Genomic DNA, 18339 nt, shown 5'->3' on the forward strand with positions numbered 1-18339 from the left:
GACTCAACCGCCGTCGCGGGGCGGGCGACCCTTGACCCGGTCGAGCGCCCGCCCCGCCCAGGCGCGTTCCCGTGCCTGGCGGGCCGCCCAGCGCCGCGCGTCGGCCGCGCCCGCGCGGAGCCAGAGCAGCGGGGCCGTACCGGGCCCGGCGAGGAGCAGGCGGCGGTTGCGGACGGGTTCCGGGCGCCAGTGGTGCTTGTACGACTCGCTGCCCCGCAGCATGCTCAGCGTGGCCCGTCCGCCCGCACTGGTCTCCCGGGCCCCGTGCCGCAGCAGCATCGTCGCCACGTCGACCTTGCGGGCCCGCAGCGCCGGATCGGCTCCGTACAGATAGCCGCCGGCCAGCCGCGGCGACATCAGCGTCAGGTCGGCGGCGACCACGTCCCCGGCGAGCCGGAACTCGGTGACCATCGCGTCCCCGCGCTCCACCATGGGCCGCACGGCCCGGTTCAGGTGCTGGGCGAAGCGCTCGCTGGTGTGCTCGGCGGTGACGCCCCGGCCCTGCCACTGGAGCCGGTGGAGCGTCAGGAGCCGGTCCAGGGCGGCCGGGACCTCCTCGCCGGTCACCACGCGCGCGTCGATGCCGAGCGCGTCCAGCTTCCGCAGCTTGGCGCGCACCCGCTGGGCCTTCCCGGAGGGGATCCGTTCGAGCAGGCCCTCCATCGGGACGGCGGGCAGCTCCAGGCACAGCGAGTCGGGCAGCCGCCGGCGCGGCCCCCGCCAGTGGGCGAAGACCCGTTCGCCGGCCGCGCCCGGCCGGACCTCCCGCAGGTCGACCACCGCGCCCCGGGCCGCCCGCGCGAGGGCCCGGGCCAGGGCGGGCGCCGCCTCCGGGCAGTCGTCGTCGAGGAGCACGTCCGTGAAGTCGGTGATCGAGCCGCCGAGCGGGGTGAGGACGGGCAGCGGGCCCCGGGCCCGCATCAGGGGTGCGGCGGCGACCAGTGCGCCGTCCCCGCGCCGTACGAGCACCACCCGCAGCGCGCCGGGCCGCCCGTACGAGAGCCACCAGGAGTGCAGCCAGGAGTGGGACTGGAAGGGGGTGGCGGAGGAGCAGCGGCCGTACAGCGCCGTCCACTCGGCCGCGAGCCGCCCGAACCCCTCCTCGTCACGGCAGACCTCCGTCCGCGGGGCGCCCGTGGTCACACCGTCTCCGGCTGGTGCGTGCCGGCCGCCGGGGCGGGCACCGGGGCCCCGGCCCGGCGGGAGTGGCGGGACTCGCCGCGCGCGGCGGCCCGCTTCGGGCGGACGAGGAGGCCCAGACCGCCGAGGAGGCCGCCCGCGCAGCCGCCGACGAGCGCGGAGAGCGACGCGGACGGGGAGACCGGGTCGACGGGCTTCGTGGCGCGGGAGAACTGCACGACCTTCACGCCGGTGCTGGACGCCACGTGCGAGCTGTCGAGGATGAGCGCCCGGGCCACCCCGTCGGCCATGGACACGGCCTTCGCGGGCTGGGCGGCCCGCGCGGTGATCGAGATCATCGGGGCGTCCGGGGAGGTCTCCGCCGTCACCTGCTTCCGCAGCGTCGCGGCCGTCACACCGGCCCACACCTGGGCGTCGCCGGTCACCGCGATGTCGGTGGCGACCCGCCCGTACGCCTGGGCGAAGCCGAGCGCCCCCGCCGGGTCGGACTTCTCGCCCGGTACGACGATGACGTAGCTGGTCGCCGCGTACTCCGGCGTCTTCAGGGCTCCGTAGCCGCCGCCGAGCACGGCCCCGGCGAGGACGGCGGCGGGCAGCACCGCCCAGCGGCCGGGGAGGCGGAGCCCGGCGGGCGGGAAGGCGCGGGAGGCTGTGGTGGTCTTCATGGGTCGGGCTTCTCTCACTTCACGGATGCTTGCTGGTGCTTCACGGGCGACGGTGTGCCGCGGCGGCCTGGTCGTAGAGGGACATCAGCTGCCGGGCGCTGCGCGCGATGTCGTAGTGGCGGACGGCCTCCGGCACCGGGAGCCGGGCGGGCCGGGCCTCCGCGAGCTCGCGGAGGGCGGCGGTCAGTTCGGCCGCGGAGCAGCCGGTCCGGCGCGCGCCCGGGGCCGCGTCCGCCGGCAGGTCCTCGACCGCCGGGCAGGCCGCGTACAGGACGGGCAGGCCCGCCGCGAGCGCCTCGACGACCGCGAGCCCGAAGGCCTCGTCGGGGGAGGCGGACACGAACGCGTCCATCGCGGCGAGGAGTCCGGGCAGCGAGGGCCGGGTCGACCCGGCGGGCGGCGGATCCTCGCAGGCCCCGGTGAGCAGTACCCGTTCGGCCGCCCCGAGCCCGCGGGCGAGCCGCAGCAGCTCCTCCCGCTCGCCGCCCTCCCCGACGAGCAGCAGCCGGGCCTCCGGGACCGCCGCCACCGCCCGTACGAGCAGGTCGAACCGCTTCCCGGGGGCCAGCCGCCCGACCCCGCCGACGACGTACGCGTCCTCGGGGAGGCCGAGCGCCGCCCGGGTCCGGCGGCGGGCGTCCAGGTCGAAGGCGAACCGGCCGGTCTCGATGCCGTTCGGCACCACCCGGACGCGCTCCTCGGGCACCCCCCAGTCCGTGAGCCGGCGGGCCACGCTGGGCGAGACGGCGACCGTGGAGGTGCCGAGCCGCTCGGACGCCAGGTAGAGGGCGCGGGTGCCCGCCGACAGCGGCCGGCCCTCGATCTGGTGCTCGCCGAGGGAGTGCTCGGTGGCCACGATCCGGCGCACCCCGGCGATCCGGGCCGCCGTCCTGCCGTACACGCACGCCCGGTACAGGTGCGTGTGCACGAGGTCGTAGCGGCCCTGCCGGACGATCCGGGCGAGCCGGGGGAGCGCCCCGAGGTCGCGGTTGCCGGTCATGCCGAGGTGGGTGACGGGGGTGCCGTCCGCCTCGATGCCGGCGGCGACCGCGCCCGGGTTGGTGAGCGTCACCACCCGGCTCTGGACGGGGAGGTGGCGCAGCAGCAGCCGCAGCTGCTGCTCGGCGCCGCCGATGCCGAGGCCGGTGATGACGTGCAGGACCCTCATCGCGCACCGACCACGGCCGGGGCGTGCGCGGCGGGGACCGCCAGGTCGGCCGGGTGGCGGCGGCGCAGCGGGTGCAGCACGCGCTTGGCGGTGAGCCGCCAGGCGGTGTCGTTCTCGCCGATGTGGACGCGGGGCAGGGCGTACGCGCCGGTGTACGGCCCCGGGTCGATCGCGCAGGCGTAGCGGTAGCCGGCCCGGCGCACGGCGCGGATCGCGCGCGGGTCGACCCGCCCGTACGGGTAGCAGAAGCCCTCCACCGGGCGGCCCGTCATCTCCTCCAGGAGCTCGCGGCTGCGCCGGGTCTCGGCGGTGAGCGTCCGCTCGTCGGCCTCGGGCAGCGCCACGTGCGTCAGCCCGTGCGAGCCGATCTCCATCCCGGCGCCGGAGATACGCCGGATCTCCTCCCCGGAGAGCAGCCGCTTGCGCGGACCGGCCGCGTCCCAGCCGTTCTCGCCGCCGAGCCGGCCCGGCAGGACGTACACCGTGGCGGTGAAGCCGTGCCGGCGGAGCAGCGGCAGCGCCGCGTCGACGAAGTCCGCGTAGCCGTCGTCGAAGGTCAGGCCCACCAGGCCCTTGGCGCGCCCCTGGGCGGTGGCGGCCAGCAGCTCCCGCACCGACACCCCGCGCAGCCCCCGGTCGCCGAGCCAGCGCAGCTGCCGGGCGAAGCGCGCCGGGGAGACGGTCACCCGGTACGGATCATCGGCGGTGTCCGTGATCGAGTGGTACATCGCCACCCACAGGGGAGGCCTTCCCCACAGGGGCGACCCGCCCCGCGGGGGGAGGCTCCTTCCCAGGGGCGGCTTCGGCAGCAGACGGCTCAGCGCGGTGACGGCGGGCATGGGGGGTCCTCCGGTAGGCGGAGCGGGGCAGGGACGGAAGGCCGGACGCCTCGGGGGCGCAGGCGAGGAAGAGCAGGAAGACGCCGGCGGCGACGAGGGCGGCGACGGCGACGGCGGGGACGGCGGGGCCGATCGCGACCGAGCAGGCCCAGCCGGCCCCGGTGGCGCCCGCGCCGGCGGCGGCGAGCCGGAGCAGGCCCGCGCCGAGCCGGCCGGCCCGGACCGGGACGGACTGGCGGTGCGCGCCCCGCAGGAGCAGGACGGCGGTCAGGGTGATCCCGAGGGCGTTGGCGGCGGCGATGCCGACCGCGCCCCAGTGCTGGGCGCCGGGCACGCCCGCGACGCCGGTCGTGACGAGCCCCGCGCCCATGGCGGCGGCCGGGTACCAGAGCGGGCGGGCGGCGGAGAAGTAGCAGCGGACCAGGGCGCCGACCATCGTCTGGCCCAGCAGGCCGAGGGCGTACACCCGCATGACGGCGGCGGTCGCGGTGGTGTCGGAGCCGCCGAACTCGCCCCTTTCGAAGAGGAGTTCCACGATCCTGGGGGCGGCGGCGATCACCGTCGCGGCGCCGACGAGCACCACGACGGCGGCGAGCAGCAGGTCCCGCTCGACCCGGTGGCGGGCGGTCTCCTCGTCGCCCGCCGCGAGGGCGCGGGCGACCACCGGGAAGCTGACCGTGCACAGCATCAGGGAGAGGATCATCGGCAACTGCGCGACCTTCTGCGCGTAGTTCAGGTGCGAGATGGCCCCGGCGGGCAGCGGCGAGGCGAGGAACCGCTCGATCAGCGTCTGGGACTGGCGGCACAGCGAGAACGCGACGACCGGGGCGATCAGGCCGAGCACCAGGATCCGCCCGTCCTGCCCGCCCCGGGGCGCGGACGCCCGCGCCGGCGGGGGTACGGGTCCGGAGCGCAGCTCCCGTACGAGGGAGGGCGCCTGGACCAGGACCATCAGGACCCCGCCGACCGCGACCCCGGCGGCGGCCGACCGCACCCCCCAGGGATCGCGCAGGACCAGGATCGTGCCGATGATCCCCACGTTGTACGCCGCGTAGATCATGGCCGGCGGCAGGAAGCGGCCGTGCGCGCGCAGCGCGGCCGAGCAGTAGCCGACCAGGGCGAAGGAGAGCACGCAGGTCGCGGTGAGGCGCGTGCAGTCGACCGCGAGCGCCGGATCGGGCAGGCCGGGGGCGAGGGCCTTGACGAGCAGCGGGGCGGCGACGACGAGGACGGCGGCGGCGAGGACGGCGGTGAGGGTGAGCCGGGGGAGCGTCCCGCGCACGAGCGCGCGCACCGGGTCGTCGAGCGCGCCTTCGAACGCCCCGTCGCCGCGCCGGGCCAGGGCGCGGGAGAACGCGGGCACCAGGATCAGGGCCATCGCGTCCTCGATGAGCAGCGTCGAGGCGAACTCGGGCACGGTCCACGCCACCAGGAACGCGTCGGTCGCGGCCCCGGCCCCGAAGTACCCGGCCAGGATCTGGTCCCGTACGAGCCCGAGCACCGCCCCGACGGCGGTGAGCCCGGCGGTCACGGCCGCCGCCTTCGCCAGGAACCCGCGGCCCTGGGGTCTGCCGCCGCCTCCCTTCGCCCGCGCGCGCCTCCTCACGCGCGTGCGTGCGTGGGCGCGTCGGCCGGTGCGGGGGGTTGTCGGCGTCGTCGCCGTTGGCGACATCGGCGGCGTGGTCGTGGTCGCGGCTCCGGCGGCCGGTTCGGCTCCGGTCGCGGTGCCCGCCCCGGCCCCGGCGTCGGTGGCGGTGTCGATTCGGGGCCCGGCCGCCGTACCGCTTCCGTTCCCGGCTCCGGGCCCCTGCGTGCCCACGGGCCGTCCGCGTACGGCGACGCGGCGGGCCCCGGCGAGACCGCCCCCCGGCGGGGTGCCATGGGGACGCCCGCCCGCCCCCGGCAGCACGACGGCCCCCGGGGCCCACGGGGAGTCCGTGGGGCTCAGGGGCGGGGTCGACCAGGGGTCGGCCGGCGGGGCGCCGTGGGGCTGCCGGGGCGCCGTGAGGCGGCCGTCGGGCCGCGGCGGGTCCACGGGCCCGGCACCCCCGTGCCCCGCAGGCCCCGGCCATCCCGCGTCCGTGGGTTCCGGTTCCCCGGCCCACGGGTCACGCACGTCTCGCCCCCACCAGCGACCACCAGGCCGCCAGGCCGAGCACGACCGACATCAGGACCGTCGAGGGGCCGCCGATGTCCGCGTAGAAGAAGTCGGTGAGCTGCCAGACGAGCAGGCCCGTGGCGACGAGCGCGCAGTCCGCGCCGGCGCCGGACCCGGGGCCGCCGCGCCGCCGCAGCGCTGCGACGAGGAGCGCCGTCCAGCTCCCGGCCAGGGCGAGCAGCCCCACGAGCCCCTGCTCGCTCAGGACGAGCAGGTACATGTTGTGCGGGGAGAGCAGCGGCTGCCGCCGGAAGGCCGCGCCCGCGCCCGCCGTGTCGCTGCCCGAGGACAGCGCGACCGAGGCGTGCGCGTCGCGGTACTGCGGGAAGCCCTTCAGACCGACGCCGGTGAGCGGCTCCGCGCGCCACATCTCCCCGGCCGCCGCCCACATCGTGTACCGGTCCGTCACCGACTGGTCCGGCGCCGCCGTCACCCGCGTGATGCTGGCGACCCGTTCCTCCACCAGGTCGGAGCCGATCCCGAGGCCGCCGACGAGGACCACGCCGAGCGCCCCCGCCGCGAGCCCGACCCGCACCGCCCGGCGCGGCCCCGCCAGGAGCAGCTGGAGCGCGCAGGCGACCACGGTCGCGATCCACGCGCCCCGGCTGAAGGAGAGGACCAGCGGGAGGAACAGCAGCCCCGCGCAGACCAGGGCCGCCGTCCGGGCCCGTCCCGGACCGCTGCCGAGCGCGATCCCGGTGACGACGACGAGCCCGTACGAGACGACGGTCGCCATGCCCATCACGTCGGTGGCGCCGAACGTCCCGACGGCCCGGACGTCCTCGCCCTGGTACGAGGCGCCCGTACCGGTCAGGTACTGGCCGACGCCCACCGCGCCCTGGAGCAGCGCGAGCCCGACGAGCGCCCAGGCGACCACGGCGAAGTCCCGCCGGTCGCGGACCGTCAGGAGCACGGCCGCCGGGACCAGGACGAAGACCTGCACGTAGCGGGCGACGCCCGGCAGGCTCGACGCCGGGTCGTTCGAGGTGATCGCGGCCAGACAGATCCCGAGGACCGGCAGACCGAGGACGACGGCCGCCGTACGGGTCAGCGGCCGGGCCCCGCCGCGCGCCACCCGCACCAGGCAGACCAGCACGAGGAGCCCGGAGGCCGCGTCCGCGACCGTGCCCGTCCCGCCGGTGCCGCCCTGCGCGCCGCCGCCGCCCGGGACGAGCAGCAGCGCGATCACGGCGAGGACCGGGGAGAGCGTCCCGGCCCTGCGGAGCCGGTCCCGCGCCGCCGGGCCGACCACGGGCAGTGTCGCGGCCGTGGCCATCCTCAGCTCCCCGTGGGTCGGACGAGCTCGGTGGCCGTGCGCAGCAGGATGCAGACGTCCTGCCACAGCGACCAGTGGTCGATGTAGTGGTTGTCGAAGCGGCAGCGGTCCTCGATCGAGGTGTCGCCGCGCAGCCCGTGCACCTGCGCGAGCCCGGTGAGCCCCACCGGCATCCGGTGACGGGCCGCGTAACCGGCGTGGATCTTGCTGAACTGGGCGACGAAGTACGGGCGTTCCGGCCGGGGCCCGACCAGGCTCATGTCCCCGCGCAGCACGTTCCAGAGCTGCGGCAGCTCGTCCAGCGAGGTCTTCCGCAGGAGGCTCCCGGCCGCGCTCATCCGCCGGTCGCCCGCCACGTTCCAGCGGGTCGCCGACTCGGTGTCGTCCGAGGGCCGGAGCGTACGGAACTTGAGCAGCGTGAAGTGGCGCCCGTACTGGCCCACCCGCTCCTGCCGGAACAGGATCCCGGGCCCGTCCGAGAGGCGCACGGCGAGCGCGCAGAGCAGCAGCACGGGCAGCGCGAGCACCAGCGCGGGGGCGGCGAGGGCGATGTCCAGGGCGCGCTTGGCGGTCAGGCCGCGCCGCTCGTCCAGCGGGACGATCCGGTGCCAGGCGTGCCCCCACATGTGCTCGCCCATCGGCCCGTCCTGGTGCCGGCCGCCGACCCGCCAGGTGGTGCAGCCGTACTGCTGGAAGAGCGTCATCAGGCCCGGGTCGTCGTCGAGGAACACCGCGTCGCGCACGGTGTTCTGGATGACGGCCCGGTGGATCTCCTCGGTCGTGGTGAGCACCGGGAGCCCGGCCTCGCCGGCCGCCCGGGGGGCACCGCCCTGCTCGGGCACGCCGACGATCCCGACCGGCAGCACCCCGTACTCGGGATGCTGGACGGCCGCCGCCGCGAACCGGCGCGCGTCCCCCGTCCCGCCGACGACCAGCGCCGACCGGGGGTGCGCCTTCGCGGCCCGGCGCCGCCGGCCGATGACGAGGGCGCGGAGCGCGCAGACGAGGAGGACGTGGACGGCGTACGCGGCGCAGAGCCGCAGCGGTCCGATCGCCAGGTGCGGGGAGTACGCGGCGACGCCCGCCGCCGCCAGGCACCAGGCGACCCCGGCGCGGGAGGCGAGCGCGGGCAGCTCGTCCAGGGCCCGGACGTGCGCGGCGGGCCGGTGGAGCCCGGCGTGCCCGTCGAGGAGCAGGACGAGCGCCAGGACCGGCAGGACGAGCCGGACGTCGTGGTGCGCCGCGCTCAGGACCGAGGCGGCCGCGACGACGGCCAGGCCGTCGACCGCCACGAGCGGCGCCGCGCCGGCCCGCCGGCGGGTCCGGGCGCCGGGGCGGCGGTGGCGCGGCACCGGGAGGCGGCCGGGGGCGCCGCGGGGCGGCGCGAGGGAGGTGAGGCCGAAGGCCTGGCCCGCCGCGGGCCAGGGGCCCGGCGAGGAGGGGACGCTGGTGCTTTCCGTGGTCACTGTGCGATCGGCTCTCTGTGCTCGGCCCCCCGCACTCCGGCCAGTTCGCGGTAGACGTCCGCGACGGCCGCGCCGGTGCGCCGGACATCGAAACTGCTGCGTACGTGCTCGTGGGCCTCCCGGCCCAGGCGGTGCCGCAGCTCCGGCCTGCCGAGGAGGCGGCCGAGAGCGGCGGCGAGTGCGGCCGGGTCCTCGGGCGGGACCAGGCACAGGGGTTCGTGGGCGGGCGGCAGGCTCTCCCGGGCCCCGTCCACGTCGCTGACGACGACGGGCCGGCCGCTCGCCATGGCCTCCAGGGGCGCGAGCGCCATGCCCTCCCAGCGGGACGGCAGGACGACCACGTCGGCGGCCCGGTACCAGGGGGCGGTGTCCCCGACGGCCCCGGCGAACCGCACCGAGGGGCCGGCGGCGGCCCGCAGCCCCTCCGCGTCCGGGCCGTCGCCGACCAGGACGAGCCGGGCCGCGGGCACCTCCGCGAGGACGGCGGGCCAGGCGGCGAGCAGCACGTCCTGTCCCTTCTGGCGGCAGAGCCGGCCCACGCAGACGACCGTGGGGGCCGGGTTGCGGGGCGGGCCGTCGTTCGCGAACCGGGCCGTGTCCACGCCGTTGTGGACGACCGACCAGTCCGCCTCGATCCCGGCCGCCTCGCCGGTGCGGCGCTCGGCCTCGCTCACGCAGAGGATCCGGTCCGTCCAGCGGGTGCCGAACCGCTCCCAGCGCCGGGCCAGCGCGGCGGTCGTCCCCCGGACCGCCTCGAACGACCAGGCGTGCGGCTGGTACACGGTCGGGATCCGGCCCCGCAGGACGAGCCGGGCGCACAGCCCGGCCTTGGCGCTGTGCGCGTGGACGAGGTCGGGCCCGACCGCCCGGACGAGGCGGGCCAGGGACGCGGTCTCGCGGACGAGCGCGGGCCCCGGGTCGCGGCCGGCCCGCCAGTCGTGGACCTCCGCGCCCTCGGCGCGGACGGCGGCGGAGAGGACGGTGCCGGGCGGGCAGGCGACCGCGACCCGCAGGCCGGCGGCGCGCTGGGCGCGGACGAGGTCGACGACGACGCGGGCGACCCCGCCGTCGCCGGGCTGGACCGCGTGCAGGACGGTGACGGACTCCGGGTCCGTGTCGTGTGGTGACAGCACGTCAGCGCCGCACGTCCGCCCGGGCGGCCGCCGTGCCGCGGGGCACGGCGGGAACCGCTGAATTCCGCATACAGGTTCTCCGCTTTGACGAGAGGAGGAAGGGAAGACCCGCGAAGGCCGGGAGGGGGGAAGGTGTGGTCCGCACGAAATGAATGAACGCGCGGCAGGCCCGGAAGCAACGTTCGGGAAAGTTATAACCCCGAAGCGGGGCGATATCGGGCATTAGATGCACGGCAACCCTAACTCCCGTATCCATGTGGCCCGTTCGTCGTTGTGCGTGTTGCGCCTTTTCGCGCCCGGACGCTCCCGTGCCCCCCTTTCGGCCCAAAGGCCGGTCGCGAGTCACCCGTTCGGGAGCGCAACCGATGGAAATCGGAGGCGTTGTTGAAGGAGTCGGGCCCGCCGGTCCGCGCAGTCCGAGCCGTATGAATTCGATCGAGGAGTACCTCTCCATGTCCCGTATCGCCAAGGCCGTTGTCCTGACCATGGGTGCCGCCGCCGCCGTCGCCGGTACCGCGGGTGCCGCCGTCGCCGACGCCGGAGCCGAGGCCGCGGCCGTGCACTCCCCCGGCGTCCTCTCCGGCAACATCGCGCAGATCCCGGTCCACATCCCGGTCAACGTCTGCGGCAACACCGTGAACGTCATCGGTCTGCTGAACCCCGCCTTCGGCAACACCTGCGCCAACGTCTGATCCGGCACGCCCGATCGGTCCTTTCGAGGTCGGTGCGCCCGCTCCCGCCAGGGACGGGCGCACCGGCTTTTCCATGTCGTCGCGGGGTCTGAACCCGCTCCGGCGCACGGGTGCGCGCCGCCCGGTGCAACGGCGCACGCCCCTCTGCGGGACAGGGCGGGAGGGCGGATTCACCCGAACGGATGCGTGGCGCTCAGTAGTTCTCCGACTGCGGAGGGCTATGGCCGCAGGCCCCTCCGGGTGATGGTCGGCCGACCCGCGGAGCGGGGGAACGCGTGTGCGGTCGGCAAATAGCACCGGTCTCATCGATCGGGTGCAGTGTCGAGAAATCCCTCCCGCCGGAGTTTCCGGGAAGCGCACTTCTCGTTACAGAAGCAGAACGACGTACGGGATTCGCCCGAGAAGTCCGTACGAGAAGTGACGTGAAAGTCAGAGGAAGGATTCACCCCATGAAGCCCACCAAGGTCGCCGCGGTCGTCGCCGGTTCGCTGATGGCGCTGGGTGCCGCCGCGCCCGCCATGGCCACGGAGGCGCTCACCCCCACCAGCCTGAACGGCGGCCTGGAGGCGATCGCCGCCAACGGCCTGAAGACCGACGTGCTGAGCAGCACCACGGAGGGCTCCCCGGTGAAGACCGTCACGGACACGGCGTCCCAGCTCAACGAGGCCACCAAGGGCGGCTCGCTGCTCGGCGGCCTCCCGCTCGCCGGCGGCCTTCCGCTGGGCGGCTGATACCCCGTCGGTACGGGTGTCCCCCAGGGGCATTCCCCGAGGCCTTCGCGCCCCGTTCCCCACGGTCGGCTGATCGAATGATTTTCAGATGATCTGCCGTGTGGTCCACGCTCCATGCCCCGCTCCGGCTCCTACTCTCTCGCCAGTCCCACGCGCACGTCGGTGGGTACCAGGCCGGTCGGAGCGAGGGGGAGTTTCGTCGGCCTCTCCTTTTCTCAGAGGAAGAGCGGTATGCGGTCCATCATCAGCAGGAAAGTACTCACCGCGGCGGCAGCGACCGGAATCCTGTCGCTGAGCGGCGGATTCGCCCTTGCCGCGAGCTCCCACCCGGGCGCGGGCGAAGGACCGGGCCCGGGTGCGGCCGGCCACGTCCAGGCTCCCCTGACGGCGGACGTCTGCGGCCGGATCGCGGAGAAGGGGGCCGCCGCGGCGGCGGCCGTCGGGCACCTCTGCGGTCACGCGGGAGGCCAGGACGACGGCGGTTACGGCGGGGACGACGACGGCGGTTACGGCGAGGACGAGGGCGGTTACGGCGAGGAGCCCTCGCACCCGCCGACCACCCCGCCGACGACACCTCCCACGACCCCGCCGACGACGCCTCCCACCACCCCGCCGACCACGCCGCCGACGACACCCCCCACGACGCCGCCCACCACACCCCCCACCACTCCGCCGACGACGCCTCCCACGACGCCGCCCACCACACCCCCCACCACTCCGCCGACGACGCCTCCCACGACGCCGCCGACCACTCCGCCCACCACCCCTCCGACGAAGCCGCCGACGACGCCTCCCACCACGCCGCCGACGACCCCGCCGACCAAGCCTCCGACCACTCCGCCGACGAAGCCTCCGACCACTCCGCCGACGAAGCCTCCGACGACGCCTCCCACCACCCCGCCGACGACTCCGCCGACGACCACCCCGCCGGCGACGCCTCCCACGACGCCGCCGACGAAGCCCCCCACCACTCCACCGCAGCTCCCCGAGACCGGTAGCGAGCCCGCGCTCATGGGGGCGGCCGCGGTCAGCGCCGCGCTCGTCATCGGCGGTGCCGTGGTCTACGCCCGTGCCGGACGACGGTTCGCGCGCCGTCACTGACCCTCCGTACGGACACCGCGTCAACCGGGGCCCTCACCTTCACCGGTGAGGGCCCCGCGCGTTGCCGCACCCGGGGGAAACCCGCCACGTTCTCCCGCGGGCCTCGTTGGCAGAGCATGAATCCGCGCTCCCACGCCGGCATGGGTCTCCTCATGACCGCACTCGCCTCCGCCGCCCTGGCCGCACCGGCCTCCGCCGTCGAGGCGCCGGTGATCGTCCCGCTCGAAGGCCTTGAGCCCGTCCTCCCCATGGACGCTCCCACGGTGGCCACCGGCGTCCCCGTCCCGGTGCCCGGCGCCCCCACCGGCTTCCAGGAGGGCACCGGCACGCTGCCCGGCGTCACCCTGCCCGCCGTGCCGCTGGCCGGCACCCTGCCGAAGACCGTGGTGGACGCCCCGCTGCCCGAGCTCCTGCGCGGCAGCGAGCCCGGCCACGCCCTCCTCACCACCCCGCACTCGGAGATGGCGGCGGCCACGCCGGGCGCCACCGTCGGCAACCCGGTGGAGGCGCCCCGCGGCAACGGCCTCGACGGACTGCCGGACCTCGTCCTGCCGCGCGTCGGCCTGCTCGCCCCGACGCTGAGCGGCGCCCTGGACTCCCGGCTCGGCCTGGCGCCCGAAGGGCACTGACCGGAGCGCGCGACCGGCCGCCGGAGCGGGTGAAGGGACGATTCTTCTCCTCACCCCCGCCCTTCGCCCGCCGCCCGTCATCCCGTCGTCCGCCACCCGTCACCCCGGCGGGCCGTCGGTCGTTGCAGGAGAAGGCTTGTCGCATGGCCGAGGCCCGCGGACCGGGCCCGTCCCGTCGTATCCGACGGCGGACGGAATTCCGGTCCGCGGGCCATTTTTTCCTTTTTCCTTCTTCTCGTTCGGCCCAATGGCCGTGACCCGCACCTCCAGCCGGCGTTGAACCGGTATGACGACCGTGATTCCTGCGGTCGCTTTCCCCGTCCAAGGAGTTCTTGATGTCTCGCATCGCGAAGGCTGCCGCTGTCATCGCCGGCACGGGTGCCGTTGCCCTCAGCGGAGCCGGCCTGGCCGTCGCCGACTCGGGCGCCGAGGCCGTCGCCGCCCACTCGCCCGGTGTCGCCTCCGGCAACGTCCTGCAGGTCCCGGTCCACGTCCCGGTCAACCTCTGCGGCAACACCGTCAACGTCATCGGCCTGCTGAACCCGGCCTTCGGCAACACCTGCATCAACGCCGACGCCGACGAGGACCGCGAGGACGACGGCGGCTACGGCGGCTGATCCCCCCGCTCCCCACCCGTGTCCCCCCGGCCCGACGAGGCCGGGGGGACACGCGCGTACGGGCCCGTGCGCGGCGGCTCAGGCGTACCGGTAGATCCGGCTGTGGTCGAACATCGAGGCCGGGGTCACCCCCCACGGCGCCATCGGCTGGTGCCGGGCGACCACCTTGCGGTACTGCCCGTCGCCCAGCGGCGGCGGCTCCGCCGGGAGGTAGGCGGCCCCGGGGTTCCGCTGCTGCCAGCGCGACCAGACCAGGTCCACGAAGGCGTGGTGCAGCCAGAAGACCGGGTCGTTCACGGAGCCGCCGCCGAGCATCAGCCCGCCGACCCAGCGGTGCACCCGGTTGTGGATCCGGAACCGGTCGTTGCCCTGCCCCGGCGCCCAGCCCTCCAGGCGGTTGCGGAAGCCGGAGGGGCTCGTCGAGTTCCAGGGCGTCGCGTCGTACACCCGTTCCCGCATCACCTCCTCCAGCTGGGCCTGGGTGGGGAGCGCGATCGGGTCGCGGGGACGTCCGAAGTCCCTGGTCAGGAAGCGGCCCTCGGTCATCGACTGGGTGATGTTCCAGCGGCCGGAGGAGTGCGCGAACGGGCCGGTCATCACCTGGAGATCGGACCGGCGCCCGTTGCCGCCCATGAAGTCCTCGCCCCAGATCGACGAGGCCGGGCTGTTGTCCCGGGTCCAGTCCCAGTACGGGACGCTCACCGCGGGGTCGATCCGGCGCAGCGCCGTCTCGAATTCGAGGAGGTACTTCCGGTGCCACGGCAGGAAGCTCGGCGTCATGTGCGCGACCCGCAGCCTGCCCTCCCCGTCGGCCACGTAGTGGTCGATGTGGGTGCGGACGAAGCGGTCGTACGTCCCGGCGCGCTTGAGCTCCAGGACGGCGGCGACGAACCTGCGGCGCTCGGCGCCGGTCAGGTCGCGCTGGTTCTTACGCGTGTACACCACGCGGGCTCCCTCCCGTAGGGCCCGTGGGGACGCCGTGGGCGCCCGCGAGAGGGGAGAGCGGGGCGGTGCCCAGCTCGTCCACGGCCGCGCGGACCGCCGCCAGCGGCGTCGGGCATGACTCGTAGTGGTCGATCGGAGTGACGTAGCCGCCGTCGGCACAGCGCATCAGGTGCAGCGGCCGGCCGTCGACGAAGGCCGTCGGCTCGCCGCCGGGGCCGGAGAGGCCCAGGATGCGGCGGCCCCCGTACATCTCGTCGAAGGCGTGCGGATCGTCGGCGCGCGGGGCGCCCGGCCCTCCGTCCGGGGCGCGGAGCGCGACGCGGCCGAGGGCGCCGCCGGTGAAGGCGGTGACGGCCAGGGCGAAGAGGGACCGCAGTGCGACGCGGCGCGGGACGGTCATCGGTGGTCTCCAGTCGGTCGGCCGGAGGCCCCCCGCCGCGGCGAGGGGGAGCCTTCAGGGCACAACGATGAAACCCCGGGTTCGTTGCGGCGGAAATGCCAGCGGCGTGAATGTCGGCCGTTCGGGTGAAAGGGGCGCGGGGAAAGGGCGGTTGGAGCACTAGCATCCGATTCATGACCACTTCCAACGTCGTGTCCTCGGCGCGCAGCGCCTCCCCGCTGGGAACCCTCACGGTGATCCCGTGGTCCAGCGAGCCCTCCGCCGAGTCGGCGGGCACGCCGTTCCTCATGGCGTACTCGCTCGGCGACGGCCGGGACGGCCCGGAGGCCGGTCAGCAGGCGATGCGGGCGGCCCTGGAGGCCATGGGCCTCTCGGTCGGCGACCGCCTCTTCGACCTGGAGAAGGACACCGGGATCAACGCCTCGCTGCTCGTCGAGGGCGGCTCGGCCGTGCTCAGCCTGCCCTTCCTGAAGGTGCAGTGCCCGGTGCCCGACGAGTGGCAGACGGCCGCCCGGGAGAGCGGCAAGGCCTATCTGATCTGCTCGGTGCGGCCCTGGCCCGAGGCGGTCCCCGGCCGGCCCGTCGACGAGGCGCGGCTGCGGGCCTTCGTGTCGGACGAGGAGATGCTCGCGGAGAGCGCCCACGTCCTGCTGCCGGCCCGCCGCCTCCAGGGCTGAACGGGCCGGACGGAAGAGCGGGAAGAACCGGGAAGAGGGGTCGCGCCATGGCGACGGTGGACGTACGGGGCGGAATGCCGGGCCAGCGGCGGCGGGAGGACGTCCGGGAGGACGGCGGTCCGGTCGGGGCGGGCCGGGGCCTCGCCTGGCTCCTGGTGGTCACCGGCGCGGCGGGCGCCCTGGCCGGCTGGGTGATCACGCTCGACAAGTTCAGGCTCCTGGAGGACCCCGGCTTCACCCCGGGGTGCAGCCTCAACCCGGTGGTCTCCTGCGGCAGCGTCATGAAGAGCGAGCAGGCGGCGGTGTTCGGGTTCCCCAACCCGATGCTCGGGCTCGTCACGTACGCCGTCGTCGTCGCGATCGGCGCCGGGCTGCTCGCCGGGGCCCGCTACCGGGGCTGGTTCTGGCTCGGCCTCAACGCCGGGACGCTGTTCGGGGTCGGCTTCTGCACCTGGCTGATGCACCAGTCGCTGTACGAGATCAACGCGCTCTGCCTGTGGTGCTGCCTGGCCTGGACCGCGACGATCCTGATGTTCTGGTCCGTCACCGCGCACAACGTCCGGACCGGGGTGCTGCCCGCGCCGGCGGGGGCGCGGACCTTCTTCGGCGAGTTCGCCCTCGCGCCGCCCCTCCTGCACATCGGGATCGTCGGGATGCTGATCCTGACCCGGTGGTGGGACTTCTGGACGAGCTGACGTGAACCGCCCCTCCTCGACGTCCTTCCGGCCGCGAGCCGCACCGATCGTGCTGCTCGCGGCCGTTCTCGTCCTCCTCCTGTCGCACGACCGGCTCGCGCCCGACGGCCGGCCCGCCGGGGAACGGCCGCCGCAGGGGGTGCCCTCGGGGTTCTTCACCGGCTCCGACGAGGCCGGGGTGCGCCGGATCGCCCAGGTGCGGGAGTGGCTCGGCGGCACGGCGCTGACCGTCGGGCACACGTATCTGCCGGGGGACCGCTGGTCCAACATCGAGGGGCATCCGGCGCTCTTCGGGCCGTGGGCGCGCTGGAAGGAGCAGCGGCCCGGGCGGCTCTTCGTGCTCAACGTGCCGCTGCTCGACCGCAGCGAGGAGGGCCTGTCCGACGCCGAGGTGCGGGAGGGTCTGCGGCGGGGCGCGGCGGGCGCGTTCGACGGGCACTTCCGGGCCCTGGGGGAGCGGCTGGTGGAGCACCGGCTCGGGGACGCGGTCCTGGTCCTGGGCTGGGAGATGAACGGCACCACGTACAGCCACCGCTGCGGTCCCGACCCGGAGGCGTGGAAGGCGCACTGGCGGCGGACGGTGGAGGTGCTGCGGGCGGTGCCGGGGCAGCGGTTCCGCTTCGACTTCACGCCGAGCCGGGGGCGCGACGCCGTGCCGTGGCCGCTCTGCTACCCCGGGGACGACGTCGTCGACATCATCGGCATGGACGCCTACGACCAGCCCGAGGGGCTCTCCTTCGAGGGCCAGGTGAACGAGGAGTACGGCCTCGCCCACCACGTCCGGTTCGCGGAGGAGCACGGAAAGCCCGTCTCGTACCCGGAGTGGGGCCTCTTCCGCAACGGCGACAACCCGGCGTACGTCCGGGGGATGCTCGACTGGTTCGCCGTGCACCGGCCGGTCTACCAGACGGTGACGGACTACTGCCCGCACGGGGTGTGGGAGTGCGCGGACAATCCGGAGTCGGCGCGGGTGGTCAGGGAGGTGCTGGGAGCGCCGGGCGGGCTCTAGGGCGTGCGTGCCGGGCGCCGCCGGGCAGGCGGGACTTTCGACACACGCCCTAGGGTTCTCGGCATGCGACGCACCGATGTCCTCGGGGAGGACGGCGGCCGGGCGGGGCTGTCCCTGGAGGTGGAGTCCCGCGGCCGGCCCGGACTGTGCCCGTTCGCCGCCGAGGGGCGGCTGTTGCTCGCGCAGGAGGGGCGGCCGGTGCTCCTCGCCGCCGTCGACGACGACCACTGCGGGGTCGTGTTCCGGCGCACCGACGCCTACCGCTCCGTCGTCCCGCCGCTGCGGGCCGCGGCCGCGCGGGAGGCGGCCGGGCGGCCGGACCGCTGGGCGCACCGCTTCGCGGAGCACCTGGCGGAGGCGCCGGACGGGCCGCTGCACGACGGGCGGTGGCTGCTCTCGTACGAGGGCCCGGCGTTCTGGAACCACCTGAACCTGCCGCCCTCCGCGTACTGGGGCGAGACGCTCGTCGAGGGCCATCCCGACGGGTACCTCGACTGGTTCGTCCACCACGGGGCGTGGGAGGTCCTGCCGCTGCGGCCGATGCCGGACCACGGCGACGCGCGGGTCAAGGCGTACCGCAAGCAGGCCCGTGACGGGATCCTTCCGCCCGTCCTGCTGTGGTGGGTCAGCGGTCTGGACTGCCACGTGGTCCTGGACGGCCACGCCCGGCTGGCCGCCGCGATCGCCGAGTCGGTCGCGCCCCCGCTGCTGTACCTGGACCGCACCGCGTCCGGAGACGAGGTGGCGGCGGGGACGGAGCGGGCGGCGCGGGACTACGAGGCGGAGCTGGCCCGTTTCGCGGGGCTCCGCGCCCGGCACGGCGACGTCGTTCCCGACGGCGCGGAGATCGCGGGGCCCGCGCTGGCCCGCCGTCTCGCGGAGCTGCGCACGGGGACGCGGCCCACCTGGGCCTGGCCGCTGCCCGGCGGGCGGGACGAGTGGAGCCGTATCGCGCGCGAGGTGACGGGCGGGGAGGGCGACCTGCCGGTGTGAGCGGG

The 18339-nt window shown here is 75.6% G+C and carries 19 protein-coding genes; 8 read left to right on the top strand and 11 right to left on the bottom strand.

Features of this window, described 5'->3' with window-relative positions; all coding sequences use genetic code 11:
• Positions 1 to 3 precede the first annotated feature (3 nt).
• From AB0398_RS01500 to AB0398_RS01535, 8 genes are all read right to left on the bottom strand, one after another.
• Positions 4 to 1143 (bottom strand): GNAT family N-acetyltransferase, encoded by a 1140-nt coding sequence (locus AB0398_RS01500; protein ID WP_366371400.1) that lies wholly within the window; start codon positions 1141 to 1143, stop codon positions 4 to 6.
• On the bottom strand, positions 1140 to 1805 hold the full coding sequence (locus AB0398_RS01505) for a lipopolysaccharide biosynthesis protein (protein WP_366371402.1): 666 nt from the start codon (positions 1803 to 1805) through the stop codon (positions 1140 to 1142). The genes AB0398_RS01500 and AB0398_RS01505 overlap by 4 nt, the downstream gene beginning before the upstream one ends.
• Before the next feature lie 40 nt (positions 1806 to 1845).
• Positions 1846 to 2973, bottom strand: coding sequence for a glycosyltransferase (locus AB0398_RS01510; protein WP_366371404.1), 1128 nt, complete (start codon positions 2971 to 2973; stop codon positions 1846 to 1848).
• A complete protein-coding gene (locus AB0398_RS01515; RefSeq protein ID WP_366372326.1) occupies positions 2970 to 3701 on the bottom strand; it encodes a polysaccharide deacetylase family protein in 732 nt (243 codons plus the stop codon). Before AB0398_RS01515 ends, AB0398_RS01510 begins: the two co-directional genes overlap by 4 nt.
• Positions 3670 to 5484 (bottom strand): lipid II flippase MurJ, encoded by a 1815-nt coding sequence (locus AB0398_RS01520; protein ID WP_366372327.1) that lies wholly within the window; start codon positions 5482 to 5484, stop codon positions 3670 to 3672. Before AB0398_RS01520 ends, AB0398_RS01515 begins: the two co-directional genes overlap by 32 nt.
• Positions 5485 to 5920: 436 nt before the next feature.
• Positions 5921 to 7246 (bottom strand): O-antigen ligase family protein, encoded by a 1326-nt coding sequence (locus AB0398_RS01525; RefSeq protein ID WP_366371406.1) that lies wholly within the window; start codon positions 7244 to 7246, stop codon positions 5921 to 5923.
• Positions 7247 to 7248: 2 nt separating this feature from the next.
• Complete coding sequence (locus AB0398_RS01530) at positions 7249 to 8712, bottom strand: sugar transferase (protein ID WP_366371408.1); 1464 nt, start codon at positions 8710 to 8712, stop codon at positions 7249 to 7251.
• Positions 8709 to 9845, bottom strand: coding sequence for a glycosyltransferase (locus tag AB0398_RS01535; protein WP_366371410.1), 1137 nt, complete (start codon positions 9843 to 9845; stop codon positions 8709 to 8711). Before AB0398_RS01535 ends, AB0398_RS01530 begins: the two co-directional genes overlap by 4 nt.
• A gap of 452 nt (positions 9846 to 10297) precedes the next feature.
• Here AB0398_RS01535 and AB0398_RS01540 point away from each other — a divergent pair, with 452 nt between their 5' ends.
• Positions 10298 to 10537, top strand: a complete 240-nt coding sequence (locus AB0398_RS01540; protein WP_366371412.1) for a chaplin — start codon at positions 10298 to 10300, stop codon at positions 10535 to 10537.
• A 449-nt stretch (positions 10538 to 10986) separates the two neighbouring features.
• The gene (locus AB0398_RS01545) at positions 10987 to 11268 is read left to right on the top strand and encodes a hypothetical protein (RefSeq protein ID WP_062752491.1); all 282 of its coding nucleotides are present in this window, start codon (positions 10987 to 10989) and stop codon (positions 11266 to 11268) included.
• 527 nt (positions 11269 to 11795) lie between these two features.
• Here AB0398_RS01545 and AB0398_RS01550 read toward each other — a convergent pair.
• Positions 11796 to 12314, bottom strand: a complete 519-nt coding sequence (locus tag AB0398_RS01550) for a hypothetical protein (protein ID WP_366371414.1) — start codon at positions 12312 to 12314, stop codon at positions 11796 to 11798.
• A gap of 207 nt (positions 12315 to 12521) precedes the next feature.
• Between AB0398_RS01550 and AB0398_RS01555 the strand changes: the two genes are divergently transcribed.
• Both AB0398_RS01555 and AB0398_RS01560 read left to right on the top strand, forming a co-directional pair.
• The gene (locus tag AB0398_RS01555; protein WP_366371415.1) at positions 12522 to 12998 is read left to right on the top strand and encodes a hypothetical protein; all 477 of its coding nucleotides are present in this window, start codon (positions 12522 to 12524) and stop codon (positions 12996 to 12998) included.
• Positions 12999 to 13333: 335 nt separating this feature from the next.
• Complete coding sequence (locus AB0398_RS01560) at positions 13334 to 13615, top strand: chaplin (protein WP_366371417.1); 282 nt, start codon at positions 13334 to 13336, stop codon at positions 13613 to 13615.
• 78 nt (positions 13616 to 13693) lie between these two features.
• Here the strand turns inward: AB0398_RS01560 and AB0398_RS01565 are convergent, their stop codons facing one another.
• Positions 13694 to 14560, bottom strand: a complete 867-nt coding sequence (locus AB0398_RS01565) for a tyrosinase family protein (RefSeq protein ID WP_366371419.1) — start codon at positions 14558 to 14560, stop codon at positions 13694 to 13696.
• Positions 14544 to 14960 (bottom strand): tyrosinase family oxidase copper chaperone, encoded by a 417-nt coding sequence (locus AB0398_RS01570; protein WP_366371421.1) that lies wholly within the window; start codon positions 14958 to 14960, stop codon positions 14544 to 14546. The genes AB0398_RS01565 and AB0398_RS01570 overlap by 17 nt, the downstream gene beginning before the upstream one ends.
• A gap of 173 nt (positions 14961 to 15133) precedes the next feature.
• Between AB0398_RS01570 and AB0398_RS01575 the strand changes: the two genes are divergently transcribed.
• The 4 genes from AB0398_RS01575 (at position 15134) to AB0398_RS01590 (ending at position 18334) form a co-directional block, all read left to right on the top strand.
• Positions 15134 to 15637, top strand: coding sequence for a DUF5949 family protein (locus AB0398_RS01575; RefSeq protein WP_366371423.1), 504 nt, complete (start codon positions 15134 to 15136; stop codon positions 15635 to 15637).
• Positions 15638 to 15684: 47 nt separating this feature from the next.
• Positions 15685 to 16332: a vitamin K epoxide reductase family protein gene (locus AB0398_RS01580; protein WP_366371425.1), complete on the top strand. Its 648-nt coding sequence runs from the start codon at positions 15685 to 15687 to the stop codon at positions 16330 to 16332.
• Position 16333: 1 nt separating this feature from the next.
• Positions 16334 to 17341 (top strand): glycosyl hydrolase, encoded by a 1008-nt coding sequence (locus AB0398_RS01585; protein ID WP_366371427.1) that lies wholly within the window; start codon positions 16334 to 16336, stop codon positions 17339 to 17341.
• Between the two features lie 63 nt (positions 17342 to 17404).
• A complete protein-coding gene (locus AB0398_RS01590; RefSeq protein ID WP_366371428.1) occupies positions 17405 to 18334 on the top strand; it encodes a hypothetical protein in 930 nt (309 codons plus the stop codon).
• Positions 18335 to 18339 lie beyond the last annotated feature (5 nt).

It is taken from the genome of Streptomyces sp. NPDC086147 (assembly GCF_040702165.1).
Classification (GTDB): Bacteria; Actinomycetota; Actinomycetes; order Streptomycetales; family Streptomycetaceae; genus Streptomyces.

Bases quoted from the DNA above. Each gene is read 5' to 3' on its own strand.
- AB0398_RS01515 (WP_366372326.1), bottom strand. From the start codon at position 3,701: ATGTACCACTCGATCACGGACACCGCCGATGATCCGTACCGGGTGACC.
- AB0398_RS01580 (WP_366371425.1), top strand. From the start codon at position 15,685: ATGGCGACGGTGGACGTACGGGGCGGAATGCCGGGCCAGCGGCGGCGG.
- AB0398_RS01510 (WP_366371404.1), bottom strand. From the start codon at position 2,973: ATGAGGGTCCTGCACGTCATCACCGGCCTCGGCATCGGCGGCGCCGAG.
- AB0398_RS01570 (WP_366371421.1), bottom strand. From the start codon at position 14,960: ATGACCGTCCCGCGCCGCGTCGCACTGCGGTCCCTCTTCGCCCTGGCC.
- AB0398_RS01520 (WP_366372327.1), bottom strand. From the start codon at position 5,484: ATGTCGCCAACGGCGACGACGCCGACAACCCCCCGCACCGGCCGACGC.
- AB0398_RS01560 (WP_366371417.1), top strand. From the start codon at position 13,334: ATGTCTCGCATCGCGAAGGCTGCCGCTGTCATCGCCGGCACGGGTGCC.
- AB0398_RS01540 (WP_366371412.1), top strand. From the start codon at position 10,298: ATGTCCCGTATCGCCAAGGCCGTTGTCCTGACCATGGGTGCCGCCGCC.
- AB0398_RS01575 (WP_366371423.1), top strand. From the start codon at position 15,134: ATGACCACTTCCAACGTCGTGTCCTCGGCGCGCAGCGCCTCCCCGCTG.
- AB0398_RS01505 (WP_366371402.1), bottom strand. From the start codon at position 1,805: ATGAAGACCACCACAGCCTCCCGCGCCTTCCCGCCCGCCGGGCTCCGC.
- AB0398_RS01550 (WP_366371414.1), bottom strand. From the start codon at position 12,314: ATGACGAGCGCGGCGCTGACCGCGGCCGCCCCCATGAGCGCGGGCTCG.
- AB0398_RS01545 (WP_062752491.1), top strand. From the start codon at position 10,987: ATGAAGCCCACCAAGGTCGCCGCGGTCGTCGCCGGTTCGCTGATGGCG.
- AB0398_RS01555 (WP_366371415.1), top strand. From the start codon at position 12,522: ATGACCGCACTCGCCTCCGCCGCCCTGGCCGCACCGGCCTCCGCCGTC.
- AB0398_RS01525 (WP_366371406.1), bottom strand. From the start codon at position 7,246: ATGGCCACGGCCGCGACACTGCCCGTGGTCGGCCCGGCGGCGCGGGAC.
- AB0398_RS01590 (WP_366371428.1), top strand. From the start codon at position 17,405: ATGCGACGCACCGATGTCCTCGGGGAGGACGGCGGCCGGGCGGGGCTG.